The organism is Mesorhizobium sp. M1066, assembly GCF_040318635.1.
GTDB lineage: Bacteria > Pseudomonadota > Alphaproteobacteria > Rhizobiales > Rhizobiaceae > Mesorhizobium.
In genome coordinates, this window is the sequence record NZ_JAMYMR010000009.1 from 119,187 (window position 1) to 139,461 (window position 20,275).

Genomic DNA, 20,275 nt, shown 5'->3' on the forward strand with positions numbered 1-20,275 from the left:
GCATCAATTCCCGCAAAAGGTGGAATACAATTGCTGCTGTACGGATTAAGAGATTGACCTCCACTACAGAACGCAGCGTCGGCGATTGGCATCGGGACCAGCTCCATGAACTGGGATGACGTCCGCATCTTCCTTGCCGTGGCCCGCGCCGGCCAGATCCTTGGCGCGGCCAAACGGCTGGAGCTCAACCACGCCACCGTCTCGCGCCGCATCGCCGCACTCGAGGATGCGCTGCGGACAAAGCTGTTTCGTCGGCTGACCACCGGCAGCGAGCTGACCCCGGCCGGCGAGCGCTTTCTCGACATTGCCGAGCGCATGGAAGGCGACATGATCGCCGCGCGCTCTACCGTATCCGGCGAAGGCGATGATGTCTCCGGCACAGTGCGCATCGGCGCGCCGGACGGTTTTGGTGTCGCCTTCCTGGCCAAGCGCCTCGGCGAACTGACCGCCCTGCACCGCGAGCTGACGATCCAGCTTGTGCCGGTGCCGCGCTCCTTTTCCTTGTCGCGCCGCGAGGCCGACATCGCCATCACCGTCGAGCGGCCGACCGAAGGCCGGCTGGTGGCGGGAAAGCTGGTCGACTATTCGCTGGGCCTGTTTGCCTCGCGCGCCTACGTCGAGGCGCATGGCTTGCCCAAAACCGCCGCCGAACTCGGCCAGCACACGCTCATCGGCTATGTGCCCGACCTCATCGTCAGCCCCTCGCTCGACTACGCGGCCGAATTCAGCGGCGATTGGCGCACCAGCTTCGCCATCTCCTCGGCGCTCGGCCAGGCCGAAGCGGTGCGCTCGGGCGCCGGCATCGGCATCCTGCACACCTTCGTCGCCCGCTCGATGCCGGAATTGGTATCCGTCGATGTGGTCGCGCCGATCCGCCGTGCCTACTGGCTGGTCTATCACGAATCGGTCAGGCCGCTGCGCCGCGTCCAGATCGTCGCCAGCTTTATAACCAAGGTGGTGGAGCGGGAGCGAAACCTGTTTGTCTGATGCATGTCGCCCAAAAGCGATCTCGGTTTTGAGAGAACGACATGCATAAAACAAAGACGCTAAAGCGCATCGCATGAATCCGATCAAACGCGATGCGCTTTAGCCGTGCCGCCTTTTCCTTGCCACAAAACCGGCCAGTGTGGCATCAGGCGTGCGGTCGCCGGCTGTGGGCGGACGCCGCGCGCAGGGACACTTTCAGAAAGCTGGCGCGGATAGACATGCGAGCCGTTCTTGCCATCCTGCCGCTGCTTTTCGTTTCCGCTTGCGCCAATCCGTGGACGAAGGTCCCGGAAGCCGAACTGCCCAAGCCGATCCGCTACGCCATGGCGCGGCCTTCGCCTCTCGTCTTCGGCAATTATTGCGGCCCTGGCACCCGCACCGGCGATCTATCGGCCCGGCCGGCCGACCGCCTCGATGCGGCCTGCCAGGCGCATGATGCCTGCTACATCGCCCGCCACAACCATTGCGACTGCGACGGCACCCTGGTCGCCTTGGCGAAAGCGATCCGCGACGATAAGACAACGCCACGCAAAATGCGCGGCGAGGCCGAACTGCTGATCGCCACCTTCACCATTCCCGTCTGCAAGGTCTTCCCGCAGGGCTTCATGCCGCCGCGCGATCCGGCGCAATTGAGCGCCCTGAAGACCGGAGCGGCCGGGTGAAGGGTCACGCATCCATCGCCATCGCTCTGTTCGGGCTGGCTGTCCTTGCCGGCTGTGCCGTCGCTGGCCGCAATGCCTGCGATCTCCTGCAAGGTCAGAGCGCTTGCGCGCGACCCGCGCTCTCCGCCGAGACAGCTGGGCCGCGGATCGCCGCCGCGCAGTTTTTCGGTGACGCCGGCACCAGCGACTACGAAAAGCGGTTCCTGGCGCTGCTCGCCCGCCACCAGCTTGGCGCCATGGACCGCGCCAACGGCACCGGCCCTTTCGGTCACGACCGCCATGAGATCGCCAACAGCGATTTCCAGGCGACCTACCGGACGCTGCAACAACTGGCCGGGCCGGTCGCAGAAATGCATCTGCCGCCAGCCGGGGCCAGCAGCGGCGGGGGTCATTTCGAAGGACGCTGGCGGGTGTCGCGGCAGACGCTCTACATCGATGCGGCAGCGCGGCCCTCAGTGCCCAGGATCTTCGATTTCTCCGGCCTGCAGGCGCGCAGCGTCGAGATCGTCCTGCACCAGGCCGGCAAGCAACCGGCCGACATCGAAGGCGTCTGCGACGGCGCGCTGGCAATCCGTGCCGGCGCCGGTTCACGCACCATCGCCACGGGCACGACATTTCGCTTTCGCCTGCCCGGCGGGGATGACACGGTCAGCCTGTTCCCGAGTGACCGCCTGAACCGCTGCACGGCAAGAATCCGCTCCAGCCTTGCCCCGGCCGGCGCGCCGCTCACCATCCGGCGCGAAGAGACCGCCGACCCGGCGCTTGCCGCCTTCGACAGTCGCTACGAACGCTGCCCTACGCCCGACCCCACTAGCCTCGACCCGCTCAGCCGCGCCTTCTACGCCAGCCGCTGGCTGTCGCAGACCTGTGCCTTGCCGATCGGAAAGCCGCGCCTGCTGCGCAAGTCGCGCGATGGCTTCAACGCCAAGGTCGAGGCGCTGATGGGAGCGCCGCTGTCCGACAGCGCCATCGACAAGGGCGACCCGGGGCTGCCGCTCGATTTCTCCAGGGCCCCAAAACTCAAACTGATCTATCTGTCGTCGCTGGAGTTCAAGGCCGACTTCTCCGGCCGCATCATCGAACGGCTGATCCGTCATCATGCGGCCCTTGGCACCAAGGTGCGCATCCTGGTCACGGACGTGCTGGAGCGCGACAAGGACGACGCCCTGCTGCACCGGCTGGCGGCCGAATTCCCCAATGTCGAATTGCAGGAATATCGCTGGCAGGCGGACCGGGGCGCGCCGATCGACGAGCAGATCTCACAACTGCACAAGGTCCATCATGTCAAGATGCTGGCAACGCTTGCCGACGATCCCGGGCGCTCACGCGCCATCATCGGTGGCCGCAACATCCATGACGGCTTCCTGTTCCACCAGCCGATCGATCTGTCGCGCTATCCCGACCTCGAGCAATACGGCAAGACCGACGGGCTCTCATTGAACTACTATTCGAACTGGAGCGACTTCGACATCGAGTTTGCCGATCCGGCCACGGTCGAGACACTTGCCGCGCATCTTTCGACAGAGTGGCTGCGCGACGCCGACACCAATCTGGCGCGCCCCTTCTCCATTCCGGTCCGGTCCGCCGGCGCCCGCCCGTCAGGCACGGCGCGGCACTTCATTTCGGTGCCCTACGAGGATGGCCATGCGCTGGAGGATTATTTCGTCGACCTGGTCGACGCCGCCCAGCACCATATCCAGATCGTCAATCCCTACCTCAACCTGACGCCCAAGCTTGCCCAGGCTGTTGACCGGGCGCTCGCCCGCGGCGTCAGGATCGACATTGTCGGCCGCATCGATCTCAAGGGCGATATCGGCGGCAAGTTTCTCACCGCGCTCAACAAGCTGTTCGTCGAGAAATATGGCGACCGCATCAACATCCGCGAGTTCAAGGCGCCTGACGTGGTGCTGCATTCCAAGATCATGATGATCGACGAAAGGTTGGTCGCCATCTCGTCGGTCAATCTCAACAACCGCAGCTTCTTTCACGACTCGGAGAACGGCATGATGGTGCTCGATCCGGCCTTCTACACCAGGATGAAGCCGATCTATGACGACTATGTCGCCCACTCGAACCCGGTCGCCACCAATATGACGATACCGTGGGCCTACCGGCTGCTGTTCGACGAGGACTGGGTCCGACAGGCGTTCTGACCTCTTATCGCAGATAACGCTCCTGAGCGAGGTCGCGGACATCGATGTCCGGCACCCTGCTGGAGATGATGTCGGCCAGCACCTTGCCCGAGCCGCAAGCCATGGTCCAGCCGAGCGTGCCGTGGCCGGTGTTGAGATAGAGATTGGAGAGCTCGGTGCGGCCGATCAGCGGCGGACCATCCGGCGTCATCGGCCGCAGCCCGCACCAGAACGTCGCGTCCCGCATGGCGCCGGCGCCCGGAAAGAGATCGCCGACCGAGTGTTCCAGCGTGCGCCGCCGCGATTCGTGCAGCCTGAGGTCGAAGCCGGAAATCTCGGCCGTACCGCCAACCCGGATGCGGTCGCCGAGCCGGGTGATCGCCACCTTGTAGGTCTCGTCCATCACCGTCGACACCGGTGCCGCGGCGGCATCCTTGATCGGCACGGTGATCGAATAGCCCTTGACCGGATAGACAGGGATCGGCCGCTTCACCCTGCGCATGAACCCTGCCGAATAACTGCCCAGCGCCATCACATAGGCGTCGGCGGTCTTCCAGCCTTTGCTGGTGCTGAGATTGGCGATGCGGTTGCGGCTGCGGATGACGCGCCAGATCGTCACGTCGTATTCGAACTTGACGCCGCGGGCCACACAGAGTTCGGCCAGCCTGTCGGTGAATATCTTGCAGTCGCCGGTCTCGTCGTGCGGCAGCCTGAGGCCGCCGACGAACTTTTCGCGCACCCCGGCAAGGCCAGGCTCAGCCGCGATGCAACCGTCCTGATCGAGGATCTCGTAGGGCACGCCGTACTTCTTCAGCACCTCGACATCGCCGCCGGTGCCGTCGAGCTGCTTTTGCGTACGGAACAGCTGCAGCGTGCCCTGGGTACGCTCGTCATAGGCGATGCCGGTCGCTTCGCGCAGCGCCTTCAGCGTGTCGCGGCTGTATTCGGCGAGCGGCACCATGCGCGCCTTGTTGATCGCATAGCGCTCGGCCGTGCAGTTGCGCAGCATCTTGATCAGCCATGTCCACATATGCGGATCGAAGGCCGGCCGCACCACCAGCGGGCCATGCTTCATCAGCAGCCATTTGATCGCCTTCAGCGGAATGCCGGGTCCGGCCCAGGGCGAGGCGTAGCCGGGCGAAATCTCGCCGGCATTGGCGAAGCTGGTTTCCAGCGCCGGGCCTTTCTGGCGGTCGAGAACCGTCACCTCGTGGCCGGCCTCGGCAAGGAAGTACGCCGTGGTCACTCCGATGACGCCGCCGCCCAGCACCATGATCTTCATCGTTCACTCCTTGCCGCGCAGCACGTCCTTGGGGACGCCTGGACGCGGCCGCATTTCCGATTTGCGCACGATCCCCGGCGAAAATCGATGCTGACTTTCGGGATCGTGCAGTGTTGCCTGTTCACGCCGCCGTGGGACCGGGGTCGTCATCCCCTGTCTGCCGCATTCCGGCCCTTTCGCCAAGGGGCCGCCAATCGGCTGCGGCGCTGTAGACGAGGGTGAGCCCATGCGGCCGTCGCGCCTCGGCTTGGGATCTCTCCCTGACGGCACGCCGCGCGGCCTCCGGCTGGTAGAGCACGGTCGCGATCAGGACCGACTCCCGCCTGCCGTCGGCCTGTTCGATCCATGCAGTCCGGCCCTCGGCCATGCCGAGCATGCAAAGCCCCCGCCTTGTCATGATCGACAGGCTGGAGCCGACCGGACCGCGCACCTCGTTCTGCACCAGGGTTCGGGTCTGGGCAGGGCCGGCATCGACACGAAACACCAGCCTGCTGTTCAGCGTCACGATATCGGATCCGACCGAATCGATCGCGACGACCTCGGCTTTGGAAAGCTTGTCTTCAAGCATTGGAACAATCGGATCCGCGAAAGCCCGCCGACGCTCCAACATGATCTCGAGGACGGCGAAGTCCTTTGTCGTCAGCCGGAAATTCGCGCCTGTCATCGCCGTCTCCATGATCAGGACCCTTCCCGCCCGCAGGCCGGCGCATCGACCGCTTCAATGGTCGCCGACAGTTCCCGGCCGCCACGGCTGCTCCAGCACACTGTCTGCCCGATCGACGCGCCGATAAGCGCCGTCCCCATCGGCGTCAGCACCGAGATCCTGTTTTCAGTGATGTCTGCTTCGCCGGGATAGACCAGCGTGATGCGCTGAGTGTGGCCGCCATCGTTGCGGATTGTCACTGTCGAACCCATCCGCACCACGTTGGCCGGCATGGAAGCCGCTGCCGTCACGAAGGCACGGTCCATCTCTGAAAGCAGTTCTTCGGCCGTCTCGGGCACGCGGTCGAGCGACGCCCGCGCCAGGCCCGTGAGCCTGTGGTGGTCGGCATCGCTGACCCGGCTCGGTGGACGCAATCCTGTTGCATGTTGCATGGCAAACCTCATGAGTTGGCGCATCGAACAGACGCGCGCCTGCCCCCGCACAAACGGTGGCTTGATGAAAAGCCGGCAGCCGCGAAGCTGTCTGGCTCGAGTTGATGATGTCAGGTAGAAATGCCCCGGTTCGGACGAACGCCAAAAGGCGACCGCGCCGGGGCTACGATCCCGCGATCGGGCAGACCCTGAACAAGGTTCTGATATAAGCTGGGTTGCTCATGCAAGGAGCCTTGCCGACAGGCGTCCGCTTGTCAAGCGTGGCCAAACCGCTCAACCGCCGACATAGCGCCGATGGAAGCGCGAGCCGAGGCTGGTCAGAATCTCGTAGCCGATGGTGCCGGCATGGCCGGCAGCGTCGTCGACACTTTGCGAGGGACCGAGCAGTTCGACGAGATCACCCTCGCGCAGCCTGCCGGCCGGCAGGGCGGAAATGTCGAGAATGATCGAGTCCATCGACACTCGCCCGAGGAAAGGCAGGCGCACGCCCTCGAACCAGGCGGCGGACGCGGCGCGGCGTTGCCAGCCATCCGCGTAGCCAAACGAAATCGTCGCCAGCCTGAGGGGGCCTTGCGCATGATAGGTATGGCCATAGCCGACGCCGGCGCCTTGTTCGACGCTGCGCGTCTGTGCCACCTTTGCCTGCAACCGCACCACCGGCAGCATCGGATTGGGCTTTGCCGGCGTCGGATTGATGCCGTAGAGCGCGGCGCCGGGGCGGGCGAGATCGTAGTGAAAGCGCTCCCCAAGAAAGATGCCGGAGGAATTGGTCAGCGATGCCGGCGCCTCCGGCAGCATCTTGCGCAGCCGCTCGAACGCCAGCCGCTGCTTCTCATTGGCCGGATGCTCCGGCTCGTCGGCGCAGGCCAGATGGCTCATCACGTAACGGATGTCGATGCCGTCGAAGGCCTGCGGGTCGGCGGCGATGCGATCCACATCCCGAGGCGCCATGCCGAGCCGCGACATGCCGCTGTCGACCTGGATCGCGGCCGGCAGTTTTCGGCCGGCGCGGCGAGCCGCCACACGCCAGGCCACCAGTTGCTCGGGGCTGTTAATGACAGCGCAAACGTCCGCTGCCACGGCGTCCGTCTCGGCACCGGACGGAATGCCGTTCAACACGAAAATGGCAGGGCCCGGACCAAGCGAGCGGCGCAGGGCGACGCCTTCGCCCAGAAGCGCAACGAAGAAGACATCGCAGCCTTCGCGCAGCAGCGCCGCCCCGACCTGGCCGGCGCCAACGCCGTAGCCGTCCGCCTTGAGCACACCAGCGCAGGCAACATCGCCCAACCGCGCTTTCAGCCGCCGGTAGTTTTCACGGATTGCACCGAGATCGATGGTGAGGATGGCCCCGGCCGCCACTTCGCTTGTGGCGGTGACCTCTTCTGGCGGCGGCTTTTGGGGGGCGTCGTTCATGGCGACCCTTCGCGTGGTAGTGGATACATCAATAGGACCGCCGGGCCGGCGCGGCAACCGCGGTTGTTGTATAGCGGCTATTGCACCAGATGCCGGAACGCCGCCACCACATCCTCATAGACATGGCGCTTGAACGGCACGATCAGGTCGGGCAAATCCTGCATAGGCCGCCATGCCCATTCGTCGAACTCTGCGGTGTGGCCGCCCGGCGGCGGGTTGATCTGGATCTCGCTGGTGTCGCCATGGAAGCGAAAGGCGAACCATTTCTGCGTCTGGCCGCGATACCGGCCCTTGAAGGCGATGCCGACGAGATGGTCCGGCAAATCATAGTTGATCCAGTCCGGCGCCTCGGCCAGCAGCGAGACGCCTCGCATGCCGGTCTCCTCATAGAGTTCGCGCTCGGCCGCCTGCAGCGGCTCCTCGCCCTTGTCGATACCGCCTTGCGGCATCTGCCAGAGCTGCGTCGTGCCGGCAAATTCGCTGTCCGGTTCGGCAATCCGGTGCCCGACCCAGACAAGGCCCTCGGCATTGAGGATCATCAGCCCGACACAGGGACGATAAGGCAGCGTTTCGCGATCAATCTTTTTAGCCATGCGTGATGGGGTCCAGCCGTTTTGAGAATTCGCTCCGGTGAGGCAGGTGGCGAGCGTTTTCGAGAACCGGAGCGGAGCGTACTTAAAGTACGTGAGCACCGGAAGCGCAGAAAACGTCGACAGATGCCCGCCGGAGTAGAATTATCAAGACGGCTGTTAGCCTTTTTGCGGGTCAATGGCCACCGCTGAAATCGGCACGATCTCGATGCCGCGCTTCTTGGCCTCGACCACCCAGGACGACACCGTATCGACCGTCAGGTCGAAGGCCGAACCGATGCCGACGGCGGTGCCTTTGGCCCGCGCGGTCGCCTCCAGACTGTCGAGCTTCTTCAGGATTTCGCCGCGATCCTGCACGGCATCGATCGCCATGTCGCCGGCGACGAAGGGCACGCCGTCCTTCAGCGCCAGGTCCGGCGCCAGGCTGCGAGCCGACGAGCCGTCATCGATATAGGCAAGGCCGCGTTTGCCGAGCTCGGCGATGAACGGCTCCATCGCCGCCGCGTCGGCGGAAAAACGGGCGCCCATATAGTTCATGACGCCGGTATAGTTGGTCGTCCGCGACAGTGCCCAGTGCAGGCTTTTCAGGTTCTCATCCGCGCTCGCCGCCACCGTCAGCGTGTTGCGGCCCGGATTTACCTTCGGATAATCGAACGGTTCGAGCGGCACCTGCATGACGATCTCGTGGCCGCTCTGCCTGGCTGCCTGCATCCAGCGGCCGATGCTGTTGCCTTGCGGCGCGAAAGCCAGCGTCACTTCCGCCGGCAGCTTGGCGATGGCCGCCTGGGTGCCGGTCTGCGAAACCGAAAGCCCGCCGATGACGATCGCCACCCGTGCGCCGCGCCCGCCCGACCAGGGCCGCGCATAGGCGTCGAACGGCCGCCTGCCATCGGCGGCGCGCACCGGCAAAGGCCCGGTCTCGCTGGCTTCGATCAGCGCCTTGTCTGGAATGTGCGCGATCTTCAGGTTCTGGCCGATGGTCGACGGATCGCGAATGACGATCGCTGCCTTGGGCGGCCCATCGCCCTCCTCCGTCTGCACATGGATGATCTGCGGCCCGCCTGATTTGACCGGCGCCTCCGGCTTCGGTGCCGCCGGGGCCAATGCAGGCGGCGCGGCGGCAGGCTCGGCCGCCGCGGTCACTTTCGGTGTTGAAACGGCAACCTCTTGCGGCTTTCGAAACGGCTTTTCCCTGAGCGCGATCGCGCCGGAGACGCCTGCCACCGCCAGCACGGCCACTGTCGCCATGATCGCACCGCCGCTGAGCTTGCCGGCGGCGCGCGGCGACCGGACTGCCTGTCCGAGCGGGCGTTCGATGTCCTTGCCGATGTCAGCCAAGCCTAATCCCCGGGCGCATGGCTCCGAAGGCGAAGCCGCTTCGAAAGGACATGCGCGAATTCATCAATCCCGGCACACACCCCGCGCCATGCCTTGGGGGCTTTGCCTCACCCCCCGAATCAAACTGCCGGAACCTTTCGGTCCCGGCAGCATCGCATTGCTTCCATCAGGCTCAAACAGAAAGATGGAGCGGCGCGTGCGCCGCTCCAGATCCTTACTGGTTGAGAACCGCCTTTTGCGGATTGGGCGGGAAGGCCGGATCGGTCTTCTGGCCGCGCAGCAGCTGCTCGGCATAGATGAGCTGCAGATCGTCCTTCGGATCCGGCGGCACATAGGCTGCCGAGCCCGAACCGGTCGTGCTCTCATCGGCGCCCTTGATATGGCCCTTGAGGTCGGATTCGCCGCGCGTCAGGTCCCTGCCCTGCAGTTCCGGCGGCAGCGGCTGGTCGACCTTGATGTCGGGCGTGATGCCCTTGCCCTGGATCGACTTGCCGGACGGCGTGTAATAGAGCGCCGTCGTCAGCCTGAGCGCACCATTCTCGCCGAGCGGAATGATGGTCTGCACCGAACCCTTGCCGAAGGACTGCGTGCCGACCACCGTGACGCGGCGCAGGTCCTGCAGCGCGCCGGCGACGATTTCCGAGGCACTGGCCGAACCGCCATTGACCAGGACGATCATCGGCTTGCCGTTGATGTCGTCGACCTGCTTGGGCTTGGCGTCGAAGCGGGTGACGTCCTTGGGGTCGCGGCCACGCGTCGAAACGATCTCGCCGCGGTTGAGGAAGGCATCGGACACGCTCACCGCCTGATCGAGCAGGCCACCCGGATTGAGGCGGAGATCCAGAACGTAGCCCTTCAGCTTGTCGTCGGGAATCTGCTTCTTGATGGTGTCGATGGCGTTCTCGAGGTCGTCATAGGTCTTTTCGGTGAAGGAGGTGATCTTCATGTAGCCGATGTCGTTCTCGACCCGGAACTTGACCGCCTTGACCTTGATGATGTCGCGCACGACCGTCAGTTCGATCGGCTTGTCGGCGCCCTGGCGCAGGATGGTCAGCTTGATCGGCGTGTTGACCAGGCCGCGCATCTTGTCGACCGCATCGTTGAGGGTCAGGCCGCGAACCTCTTCGCCATCGATCTTGGCGATGTAGTCGCCGGCCAGCACGCCTGCCTTGGCGGCCGGTGTGTCGTCGATCGGCGTGATCACCTTGACCAGATCGTTCTCCATGGTGACTTCGATGCCGAGGCCGCCAAACTCGCCCTTGGTCTGGACGCGCATATCCTGCGCCTGCTCGGCATTCATGTAGGAGGAGTGCGGGTCAAGCGAGGCCAGCATGCCGTTGATGGCGTTCTCGACCAGCGACTTGTCGTCGGGCGGTGTCACATACTGTGCCCGCACCCGCTCGAAGATATCGCCGAAGATCGCCAGTTGCTTGTAGGTCTCCGACCCTGCAGCGTTCGCCGCCGAGCCGGGTGCGCCATAGACCAGGCTCATGGCGGACGCGCCCATCAGCGCACCGGCAAACAGAAGCGACAGTTTCCGCATTATTCACGTCCTTCCAGAAAAACGGTCCGCCCACCATGGGGCCGGATCGACGGGTTTTCCATCCTTGCGGAACTCGACATAGAGTTCCGGCGTGGCATTTCCATTCTTCGAAACCGAGGTGCTCGCCACCCGGGCCTCTCCCATCGCACCGATCGGCTCTCCTGCAAGCACTGATTGACCGGTCGCGACGCTGATTCTGCTCATCCCCGCCAAAACGACATGATAGCCGTCGCCTGCGTTCAGGATCAAGAGTTGACCATAAGAGCGAAACGGCCCCGCATAAAGCACATTTCCATCCGCCGGCGCGGTAACGATGGCTCCCGATTGTGTCGCAACCATGTCGCCAAGCATCACCGCGCCGTTACCGTCATCGGCGCCGAATCGCCGCTTGATGCGGCCGGTCACCGGCAGTGCGATCTGCCCCTGAAGGGCCGAAAAGGGCACCGCGGCGGCAAGTTGGTTGCCTTCCGGCACCGGCAGCGACGCCAGTTCCGCCGGCGCAGATGCGTTGTCGCCATCCGCCGTCTTGGCGGCCTTGGCCGCATCGGCGGCCTTGCGGCTCTTGTCGGCCTGCGCTTCGAGCGAGGCGATCAACTCTTTCAGGCTGCCGGCCTTGGCCGCCAGCGCTTCGGATCGCTGCTTTTCCGCGGCCATTTGCGTTTGCGTGTCGGCTTCGAGCTTCTGCTTGGCCTCCAGCAGCATGCCGAGCCGCTTCTTTTCCGCCGTCTGGTCGCCGACCGCCGCCGTCAGCCGCGCCCGTTCGGCCTCGATCGACGCCGTAATCCTGGTCTGTTCCTTGAGATCGGCAAGCAGGCTATCGGTCTGCTGGCGCAGTTCGGGCACCACCGCGCCGAGCAGGATGGCGCTGCGCACCGACGACAGCGCGTCCTCGGGCTTAACCAGGATCGCCGGCGGCGGGTTGAGGCCCATGCGCTGCAACGCGCCCAGCACTTCGGCCAGAACGTCGCGCCGCGCCATCAGCGAGGCGCGGATCTTCTGCTCCTGGCCCTTCAGTCCTTCCAGCCGGGCGCCGATGTCCTCGATGTCCTGGCCGAGCTTCTGCTCGGTCATCGCCGACTGGATCAATGCGGCGGTGATCGAGGCGTGATCCTTCTTGATCGTCGCGATATCGGCGGAGAGTTTGGCCAATCGTTCCGACGACAGCGTGATCTCCTTCGAGACCCGTTCATATTCGGCCCGGCTCTGATCCGGATCGGGAGCCATGTCGAGCGTGTTTTCCGCCCGCCCCGCATGCAGCGACAGCACAAGTACCGCCGCCGCGATGCCGCAGCGCGCGCGCCAGGAGCCCGTTCTTGATTTGCTGTCTTCAGACATTGAAGCCCGACTCTATGCGTGGCTTCGTTAACGAACAATCAACCATGTTCGAAACCGCCCACTCGATGCAATCTTGCCTCGGCATTGGGGCGGAAATCCGGGTGTGTCGCACCAATTCACCGGTTTACGAGCGATGGTAGGGATGTCCCGAAAGGATGGTGGCCACACGATAAAGCTGCTCTCCCAGCATCACGCGCACCAGTTGATGCGGCCATGTCAGCAATCCGAACGACATCACCAGTTCGGCCTGGTCGCGCAGCGACTGATCGTGGCCGTCGGCGCCGCCGATGGCGATGACCAACGCCTTGCGGCCACCATCACGCAACAGGCCGAGGCGCCCGGCGAAATCTTCCGAGGAAAAGCTTTTGCCGCGTTCGTCAAGGAGGATCAAAGCGGTTCCGGGCTGCAACTGCGTCTGCAGTTTCTGGCCTTCCTCACGCCGCCGCTCGTTGGCGGTCTGGCCGCGCCCCTCGGCAATCTCGGCAATGCCGCCAAATTCAAGCCCCACTACCGGGCCGCTCTTGGCGAAACGCTCGAAATAGCGGTCGGCCAGCAGCTTTTCGGGGCCGGCTTTCATCCGGCCCACGGCATGAACTGATATCTTCATCCTCGCCTTGTAAGCCGCGCGAACGACTTAGTGGAGCGTTTCTTCCTCGAGGTCCGGCGCCTGCCACATCTTTTCGAGATTGTAGAATTCGCGGACTTCGGGGCGGAAGACGTGGACGATGATGTCGCCAGAATCGATCAGGACCCAGTCGGCGCCGGATAGCCCCTCGACGCGCGCGGTGCCGAGACCGGCATCCTTGATCGCTTTGAGAAGATGATCGGCGACAGCCGCGACATGACGGTGCGATCGGCCCGAAGCGACGACCATGTAGTCGCCGAGGCTCGATTTCCCCTGGATGTCGATGGAGACAATGTTTTCGGCCTTGGAGTCTTCCAGACTGGCAAGGACTGTCTTGATGGCGCGGGACACGGCGTCGTCTACGCTGATCCTGGCCGGCGAAGGCATGATATCGGCCTTCTTCCGCAGTGCTGTTCTCAGTGTATTTCCTTTCGCAGCAAGAACAACCAAATCACCCCTTGAAGCAGGTGACACCACTTAGATAGGCAGAGTTCCCTGACAGTTTCAAGACGGGACCCTGCCTCGCACGAACGTATTGTCACTCTTGTGGTTCCGCCGCACGCCGGAAAAGATCGGAACCCTCACCGCCCGCATGGGTTATCGGCTCACCGACCAACCGGATTTCCCCATGCCGATCGACCCGCAAAACGCTTTTCTCAGCGTCCAGGCTGGCCTCGCCCAACTGAGCACGCTGATTGTTTCGTACTCCTTCTCGGCCATCGGTGCCGTCATCCTCTTGATTGTCGGCTACATCGTCGCCGGTCTTGCCGAACGTTCGATTTTCGCTGGTCTCGGCCATATCCATGGTTTCGACGCGACGTTGCGGCATTTCTTCTCGAAGATCGTCCGCTACGCCATCCTGATCCTCGTCACCATCATGGTGCTCGGCCAGTTCGGCGTTCAGACGGCCTCGATCATTGCCGCGATCGGTGCCATTGGCCTCGCCATCGGCCTGGCGTTGCAGGGCACGCTGCAGAACATCGCCGCCGGCATCATGCTTCTGGCGCTGCGGCCGTTCCGCATCGGCGAATCCGTCGAGGTCGGTTCGATCGCCGGCACGATCGAGGAGATCGGTCTGTTCGCGACCAAGCTCAGGACCGCCGACGGGGTCTACATATTGGCGCCCAACTCGACGCTATGGAACCAGCCGGTGCGCAACTTTTCGCGCAACGGCGTACGCCGCAGCGACATCATACTCAGCATCGGCTCCTGGAACGACATCGACAGGGCGCAGAAAACCTTGCTCGCCATTGCCGCGGCCGAACGGCGAGTGAAACGTGAGCCGGCACCGATCGCTTTCGTCTCGACATTGGGCGACAGCACTGTTTCGATTGCCTTGCGCTATTGGACTTCGTCGGCGGACTTCTTCGCCACCCAGACCGATCTCACCAAGCGCGCCAAACAGGAATTCGATAGCGAAGGCATATCGATCCCGCTGCCGCCACCGGAAGCGCCCCAACCCGAAGCCCGTCGACAATAGGCGGTTGGCTCAGTGTCGGCCCTCATCGTCCGGTGCGAAGGCAAGTTCAACCGGCAACGGCGCCTGCGCCGTCATCGGTGCGAAACTGCCGGTTTCACCGACCGGGACCGCACGCGTCGTGAACACGCGCAAAAGCACGAACAGGCAGAAGGCTGCGGCGATGAGAACAGCCACATAGATGAAAGCCTGCGTTCCGAAGACGGCTGAAAGCGCCGTCACGATGCCGGGCACGACGAAACCCGACAGCGACCAGGCAAACAAAAGCGAACTGGACAGCGCCACCATGTCGTCCTTGCCGGCGCGGTCGGCGGCATGTGCGCTGGCCAGCGAATAGATCGATTCCGAGGCGCCGTCCCACACGATATAGATCACAACCAACGCGGCCAACGCGCCGCCATCGAACCCGAGCGCAAACAGGCCGGCAACCATGGCGAGCGCGGATGCGGCGATCAGCACATAGCGACGGTCGGTTCGGTCGGAAATCCAGCCAAGCGGGATCTGCAGGATCAGCGTGCCGAGAGGCATCGCCGAAAGCAGCAGCGCCACATCGGCCTGGCTGTAGCCCTTGGCCGTGGCGTGGATCGGCGCGAAGCCCGCAATCGACATCGACAGGCCGCCAACCGCAAGCATGCCGGCGACGCCGACCGGTGAAACCCGCCAGGCGCGGCGCAGCGCCACCGAGGCCGCCTGCGGTGCCGGCGGTTGGGCAAGTCTGGTCATCCCGACGGGGAGGATCGATAGCGCCGTGAAGACGATGCCGATCAGCGGCGCATCCGCTGTCCTGATATCGACCAGCGCCAGCGTCGCGTAGCCGACGCCGAGCCCGGCGACATAGGCGACGTAGAAGAAAGCCATCACCCGGCCGCGGATGGCGTTGGCAACGGCGTCGTTCAGCCAACTCTGCGCGACGATGAACAGGCCGCAGATGGCAAAGCCGTAGAGCGCGCGGGCGGCAATCCACAGCAGCGGATGGACCCCGGCGCCGACAGCGGCGTTGGCCAGCGCGATCAGCGCCGACAGCACCATGAAGGCACGGGCATGGCCGACCCTTCGCACCAGCGGCCCGGTCAGGATGCAGCCGGCGAGCCCGCCGGCCGAAAGTCCGGTGATGATCAGCCCGGCCCAGGTCGGATCGAAACCCTCGGCGCCGAGCCGAACCGGGATATAGGCAAACATCAGCCCGTTGCCGACGGCAATCAGTGCCATCGACACGATGACGCTGGCAATCGCGATCAGCGGTGTGGGCTCGGCGCCCTGCTCGGCTTCGCTGCGGATTTTCCTGGGAATCGACATGCCTGCTCAGGATTGCCCATGAAACTGGCAAAGGGAGCGATAAAAGCGACATGGGCGGACGGGCGGGCTCACCCCTTCGCCAGCTTGCGGATCGCGCTCGATGACAGCGACGAGCGCGGGCCGTGGATGAAGGTCCAGGCCGGCGCCTTCATGCGGGCAAGCCGCGGCGCATCGCCTTCGTCGACGCGGGCATAGTCGAAGGTCTTGGCGACGACCGAGGACAGGAACGACAGCGTCGCCCCCGGACGGTCGATGATGGCGATCGGGAAAGTCATGACAATCTCGCGCCAGCGCTGCCAGCGATGGAAATCGCGCAAACTGTCGGCGCCCATGATCCAGACGAAGTCGACACCGGGATTGCGCGCCTTGACCAGCGCCAGCGTGTCGGCGGTGTAGCGGACATGATGGCTGGCTTCGAAAGCGGTGACCTTGATCTTCGGGTTCTTGGCGATCTGCTCCGACAGCTGCAGCCGCTCGCCCAGCGGCGCCAATTCCCTGGTGTTCTTCAGCGGATTGCCCGGCGTCACCATCCACCACAGCTGTTCGAGCGCCAGGCGTCTGAGCGCAATCTCGGCGACCAGCGCGTGGCCGGCATGCGGCGGATTGAACGAGCCGCCGAACAGGCCGACGGCGAGGCCTTTTTCGGCGTGCGGCATTTTGAGATAGTGGGAGGAGATTGTGGGCTGAAGGGACGACAGCATGGTGCTAGGCGCCCCCCTCTGTCCTGCCGGACATCTCCCCCTCAAGGGGGGAGATTGGCAGTTTCGGCGTACGAGTAAGCCTTTCAGTGTTGAATATTGGCGAAATCAGAAATGTCAGCCGATCTCCCCCCTTGAGGGGGAGATGTCCGGCAGGACAGAGGGGGGTGGCTGGGCGCAAGCTTCAGGCCCTTCGGGCGAAATACGTCAAGGCCTCACCTGTCCGGACCCGCGCACGCGGTATTTGAACGACGTCAGTTGCTCGACGCCCACCGGTCCGCGCGCATGCATCTTGCCGGTGGCGATGCCGATCTCGGCACCCATGCCGAACTCGCCGCCATCGGCGAACTGCGTCGAGGCGTTGTGCAGCAGGATCGCCGAATCGATCTCGTTGAAGAAGCGCTCGACGACCTGCGCATCCTCGGCGACGATCGCCTCGGTGTGATGCGAGGAGAACGTCTCGATATGCTCTATGGCACCGTCGATACCGTCGACCAGCTTCACCGCGATGATGGCCTCGAGATATTCGGTCACCCAGTCGAGATCGGTGGCCGGCTTCGCGTCGGAAAACACTTTCAGCACTTCGGCATCGGCATGGATTTCGCAGCCCGCGGCGCGAAGTGCGTCGAGGATCGGCACCAGATGGCTGAACGCGACGGTACGGTCGACCAGCAGTGTCTCGGCGGCGCCGCAGACGCCGGTGCGCCGCATCTTGGCGTTGACGGCGATCTGCACCGCCATGTCAAGCTTGGCGGAGCGGTCGATGTAGAGATGACAGATGCCTTCGAGATGGGCGAAGACCGGCACCCGGGCCTCGGTCTGCACCCGCCCGACGAGGCTTTTGCCGCCGCGCGGAATGATGACGTCCAGCGTACCGCTCAAACCCTTCAGCATCTCGCCAACGGCGGCGCGGTCGGTGGTCGGCACCAGCTGGATGGCGTCTTCCGGCAGGCCGGCTTCCTTCAGCCCTTCGACCAGGCAGGCATGGATGGCGGCCGACGAATTGAGCGAATCCGAGCCGCCGCGCAGGATCACCGGATTGCCGGCCTTGAGGCACAGCGCGCCGGCATCGGCGGTGACGTTCGGGCGGCTCTCATAGATGACGCCGACGACGCCGAGCGGCGTGCGCACGCGCTCGATATGCAGGCCGTTCGGCCTGTCCCATTGCGTCATCACATCGCCGACCGGATCGCGCAGTGCGGCGATTTCGCGGATGCCGTCGGCCATGGCGCGAATGCGCGCCGGATCGAGCTTCAGCCGGTCCATGAAGGAGGCGGAAAGCCCGGATTCCTGGCCGTTCGAGACATCGATGGCGTTGGCGTCGAGAATGTCTTGCTGCCTGGCGACGATCGCCTCGGCCATGGCGGCAAGTGCAGCATTCTTGGCGGCGGTGGTGGCAATGGCCAACGGTCGGGCGGCAACGCGGGCGCGACGGCCGATATCGGCCATCAGCGCGACAGTGTCATCCCCGGATTTTTCATGCAGTTTCAGCACGGCTCATCCTCCGCTTATATCGCCGCCGACCGTGATTTGGTCACCGGCCCGCACCTGGTCACCGGCTCGTACTTGGTCACCGGAATGGCTCACCACAAGGTCGTCGCGGTGGATCATTGCCGAACGCGCCTCGTAGCCGAGCACGGTTTCAATCTCGGCCGTCTTCAGGCCAGCGATCCTTACGGCATCAGCTGCATCGTAGGCAACCAGCCCGCGCGCGATCTCGCGGCCCTCGGGCGACAGGATCGCCACCGTGTCGCCGCGCGAGAAATTGCCGCTGACCAGCTTGACGCCCGCCGGCAGCAGCGACTTGCCCGACAGCAGCGCGCCGATGGCGCCGGCATCGACTGTCAGCCGGCCGGCCGGTTCGAGTTGGCCGGCGATCCAGGTCTTGTAACCCTTGACCGGATTGGAACTCGGCCGGAAGAAGGTGGCGCGTTCGCCGCGTTCGATCGCCATCAGCGGCGACAGCCGCGTGCCCGACGTGATGATCATCGCGGTGCCGGCGGCAGTGGCGATCTTGCCGGCATCGAGCTTCGTGCGCATGCCGCCGCGCGACAGTTCGGAAGCGGCCGCACCCGCCATCGCCTCGATATCAGGCGTGATGCGGTCGACCACCGGAATGAATTTAGCCTGGGGGTCACGCGCCGGCGGCGCCGTATAGAGCCCGTCGATGTCGGAGAGCAGCACCAGGAGGTCGGCGCCCATCATGGTGGCGACGCGAGCCGCCAGCCGGTCATTGTCGCCGTAGCGGATTTCGGAGGTCGCCACCGTGTCGTTCTCGTTGATGACCGGCACTGCCTTCATCTTCAAGAGTGTCGAGATCGTCGCCCGCGCATTGAGATAACGGCGGCGCTCCTCGGTGTCGCCGAGCGTCAGCAGGATCTGGCCCGATTTCAGGCTGCCCTTGCCGAGCGCGTCCGACCAGGCGCCGGCCAATGCGATCTGTCCCACGGCTGCCGCCGCCTGGCTCTCCTCCAGTTTCAGGGCTCGCTTGCCGAGGCCAAGGATGGTGCGGCCAAGCGCGATGGCGCCGGAGGAGACGACGAGGATTTCAGCGCCGCCCTGCGCAAGCACCGCAATATCGTCGGCAAGCGAGGCCAGCCAGTCGCGCTTCAGGCCTGACGTTCGGTCGACGAGCAGCGCCGAGCCGATCTTGACGGTGATGCGCCGATATTTTTTCAGCGACTGCATGGCCTACTTGTCCCAGCGCGTCTCGACCGGGGCCGCGATCCGCGCACGCGCCTCGCCCACCACCGACATCAGCGCCCGCAGCACCGCCTCGACGCCCTCGCCGGTGACCGCCGACAACAGCATCGGCGCGCGGCCGGCGGCACGCTTCAGCGAAGCGACCTTCTTCTTGCGCTGATCGGCGTCGAGCGTGTCGACCTGGGAAAGCGCCACGATCTCGACCTTGTCGGTCAGGCCGTTGCCATAGGCCTCAAGTTCCGCGCGCACGGTCTTGTAGGCCTTGCCCGGATTTTCCTCCTGCGCCGAAACCAGATGCAGTAGCACGCGCGTGCGCTCGACATGGCCGAGGAAGCGATCGCCAATGCCGACGCCCTCATGCGCGCCTTCGATGAGGCCCGGAATATCGGCGATGACGAATTCGCGTGCGTCGATCCGGGCAACGCCGAGGCCGGGATGCAGCGTCGTGAACGGATAGTCGGCGATCTTCGGCTTGGCTGCGGTGACCGCCGCCAGGAATGTCGACTTGCCGGCATTGGGCAGCCCGACCAGCCCGGCATCGGCGATCAGCTTCAGCCGCAGCCAGATGTTGAGCTCCTGCCCCGGCAGGCCGGGATTGGCGCGGCGCGGCGCCTGGTTGGTCGAGGTCTTGAAATGTTGGTTGCCGAAACCGCCATTTCCGCCCTTGGCCAGCAGAAAGCGCTGGCCGACCACGGTCAGATCGCAGATCAGCGTCTCGTTGTCCTCTTCGAACACCTGCGTTCCCGCCGGCACCTTCAGCGTGACATCGGCGCCCTTGGCACCGGTCATGTTGCGGCCCATGCCGTGGACGCCGGTCTTGGCCTTGAAATGCTGCTGGTAGCGGTAGTCTATCAGCGTGTTCAACCCGTCGACCGCCTCCAGCCAGACATCGCCGCCACGGCCGCCATCACCGCCATCCGGCCCGCCGAACTCGATGAACTTTTCGCGCCGGAACGACACCGAACCGGCGCCACCGTCACCCGAGCGGATGTAGACCTTGGCTTGATCGAGAAATTTCATGGGATTGTACAGTTTCTACTAGTGGCCTTGCGGCATTGCTCTAAACCTTGGCCCTTGCTCTAAACCAAGGCGCGGCGAA

General features: G+C 64.5%; 19 protein-coding genes. 4 read left to right on the forward strand and 15 right to left on the reverse strand.

What is annotated here, in order from left to right; all coding sequences use genetic code 11:
• Nucleotides 1-105 precede the first annotated feature (105 nt).
• The 3 genes from NKH52_RS15295 to NKH52_RS15305 all read left to right on the forward strand — a co-directional run bounded on the left by NKH52_RS15295 (nucleotide 106) and on the right by NKH52_RS15305 (nucleotide 3,802).
• On the forward strand, nucleotides 106-987 hold the full coding sequence (locus NKH52_RS15295) for a LysR family transcriptional regulator (RefSeq protein WP_352730967.1): 882 nt from the start codon (nucleotides 106-108) through the stop codon (nucleotides 985-987).
• A 218-nt stretch (nucleotides 988-1,205) separates the two neighbouring features.
• Nucleotides 1,206-1,649, forward strand: coding sequence for a phospholipase A2 family protein (locus tag NKH52_RS15300; RefSeq protein ID WP_352730964.1), 444 nt, complete (start codon nucleotides 1,206-1,208; stop codon nucleotides 1,647-1,649).
• Nucleotides 1,646-3,802: a phospholipase D-like domain-containing protein gene (locus tag NKH52_RS15305; RefSeq protein WP_352730962.1), complete on the forward strand. Its 2,157-nt coding sequence runs from the start codon at nucleotides 1,646-1,648 to the stop codon at nucleotides 3,800-3,802. Before NKH52_RS15300 ends, NKH52_RS15305 begins: the two co-directional genes overlap by 4 nt.
• Before the next feature lie 4 nt (nucleotides 3,803-3,806).
• Here the strand turns inward: NKH52_RS15305 and NKH52_RS15310 are convergent, their stop codons facing one another.
• From NKH52_RS15310 to rsfS, 10 genes are all read right to left on the reverse strand, one after another.
• Entirely contained in the window at nucleotides 3,807-5,063 is a 1,257-nt protein-coding gene (locus NKH52_RS15310) for a D-amino acid dehydrogenase (protein WP_352730959.1), read from the reverse strand.
• Between the two features lie 121 nt (nucleotides 5,064-5,184).
• Nucleotides 5,185-5,727: a GreA/GreB family elongation factor gene (locus tag NKH52_RS15315; RefSeq protein WP_352730956.1), complete on the reverse strand. Its 543-nt coding sequence runs from the start codon at nucleotides 5,725-5,727 to the stop codon at nucleotides 5,185-5,187.
• A gap of 14 nt (nucleotides 5,728-5,741) precedes the next feature.
• Nucleotides 5,742-6,158: a nucleoside diphosphate kinase regulator gene (gene rnk, locus NKH52_RS15320; protein WP_352440991.1), complete on the reverse strand. Its 417-nt coding sequence runs from the start codon at nucleotides 6,156-6,158 to the stop codon at nucleotides 5,742-5,744.
• A 273-nt stretch (nucleotides 6,159-6,431) separates the two neighbouring features.
• Nucleotides 6,432-7,571, reverse strand: a complete 1,140-nt coding sequence (gene alr / locus NKH52_RS15325; RefSeq protein WP_352730953.1) for an alanine racemase — start codon at nucleotides 7,569-7,571, stop codon at nucleotides 6,432-6,434.
• A 77-nt stretch (nucleotides 7,572-7,648) separates the two neighbouring features.
• Nucleotides 7,649-8,164, reverse strand: coding sequence for an RNA pyrophosphohydrolase (locus NKH52_RS15330; protein ID WP_023811788.1), 516 nt, complete (start codon nucleotides 8,162-8,164; stop codon nucleotides 7,649-7,651).
• 156 nt (nucleotides 8,165-8,320) lie between these two features.
• Complete coding sequence (locus NKH52_RS15335; RefSeq protein ID WP_352730950.1) at nucleotides 8,321-9,499, reverse strand: divergent polysaccharide deacetylase family protein; 1,179 nt, start codon at nucleotides 9,497-9,499, stop codon at nucleotides 8,321-8,323.
• A gap of 214 nt (nucleotides 9,500-9,713) precedes the next feature.
• The gene (locus tag NKH52_RS15340) at nucleotides 9,714-11,045 is read right to left on the reverse strand and encodes a S41 family peptidase (protein ID WP_023811786.1); all 1,332 of its coding nucleotides are present in this window, start codon (nucleotides 11,043-11,045) and stop codon (nucleotides 9,714-9,716) included.
• Entirely contained in the window at nucleotides 11,046-12,377 is a 1,332-nt protein-coding gene (locus NKH52_RS15345; RefSeq protein WP_352730948.1) for a murein hydrolase activator EnvC family protein, read from the reverse strand.
• A gap of 124 nt (nucleotides 12,378-12,501) precedes the next feature.
• Entirely contained in the window at nucleotides 12,502-12,984 is a 483-nt protein-coding gene (gene rlmH, locus NKH52_RS15350; RefSeq protein ID WP_023811784.1) for a 23S rRNA (pseudouridine(1915)-N(3))-methyltransferase RlmH, read from the reverse strand.
• A 27-nt stretch (nucleotides 12,985-13,011) separates the two neighbouring features.
• On the reverse strand, nucleotides 13,012-13,389 hold the full coding sequence (gene rsfS / locus NKH52_RS15355; protein WP_013529073.1) for a ribosome silencing factor: 378 nt from the start codon (nucleotides 13,387-13,389) through the stop codon (nucleotides 13,012-13,014).
• A 241-nt stretch (nucleotides 13,390-13,630) separates the two neighbouring features.
• Here rsfS and NKH52_RS15360 point away from each other — a divergent pair, with 241 nt between their 5' ends.
• The gene (locus NKH52_RS15360) at nucleotides 13,631-14,482 is read left to right on the forward strand and encodes a mechanosensitive ion channel family protein (RefSeq protein ID WP_352554284.1); all 852 of its coding nucleotides are present in this window, start codon (nucleotides 13,631-13,633) and stop codon (nucleotides 14,480-14,482) included.
• Between the two features lie 9 nt (nucleotides 14,483-14,491).
• Here the strand turns inward: NKH52_RS15360 and NKH52_RS15365 are convergent, their stop codons facing one another.
• From NKH52_RS15365 to obgE, 5 genes are all read right to left on the reverse strand, one after another.
• Nucleotides 14,492-15,775 (reverse strand): MFS transporter, encoded by a 1,284-nt coding sequence (locus NKH52_RS15365; protein WP_352554285.1) that lies wholly within the window; start codon nucleotides 15,773-15,775, stop codon nucleotides 14,492-14,494.
• Between the two features lie 68 nt (nucleotides 15,776-15,843).
• Entirely contained in the window at nucleotides 15,844-16,431 is a 588-nt protein-coding gene (locus NKH52_RS15370) for a nicotinate-nucleotide adenylyltransferase (protein ID WP_352731138.1), read from the reverse strand.
• 249 nt (nucleotides 16,432-16,680) lie between these two features.
• Nucleotides 16,681-17,922 (reverse strand): glutamate-5-semialdehyde dehydrogenase, encoded by a 1,242-nt coding sequence (locus NKH52_RS15375; RefSeq protein WP_502908032.1) that lies wholly within the window; start codon nucleotides 17,920-17,922, stop codon nucleotides 16,681-16,683.
• Nucleotides 17,923-17,970: 48 nt separating this feature from the next.
• The gene (gene proB / locus NKH52_RS15380; protein ID WP_352730942.1) at nucleotides 17,971-19,161 is read right to left on the reverse strand and encodes a glutamate 5-kinase; all 1,191 of its coding nucleotides are present in this window, start codon (nucleotides 19,159-19,161) and stop codon (nucleotides 17,971-17,973) included.
• 3 nt (nucleotides 19,162-19,164) lie between these two features.
• Nucleotides 19,165-20,196: a GTPase ObgE gene (gene obgE / locus NKH52_RS15385; protein ID WP_127297440.1), complete on the reverse strand. Its 1,032-nt coding sequence runs from the start codon at nucleotides 20,194-20,196 to the stop codon at nucleotides 19,165-19,167.
• Nucleotides 20,197-20,275: the final 79 nt, after the last annotated feature.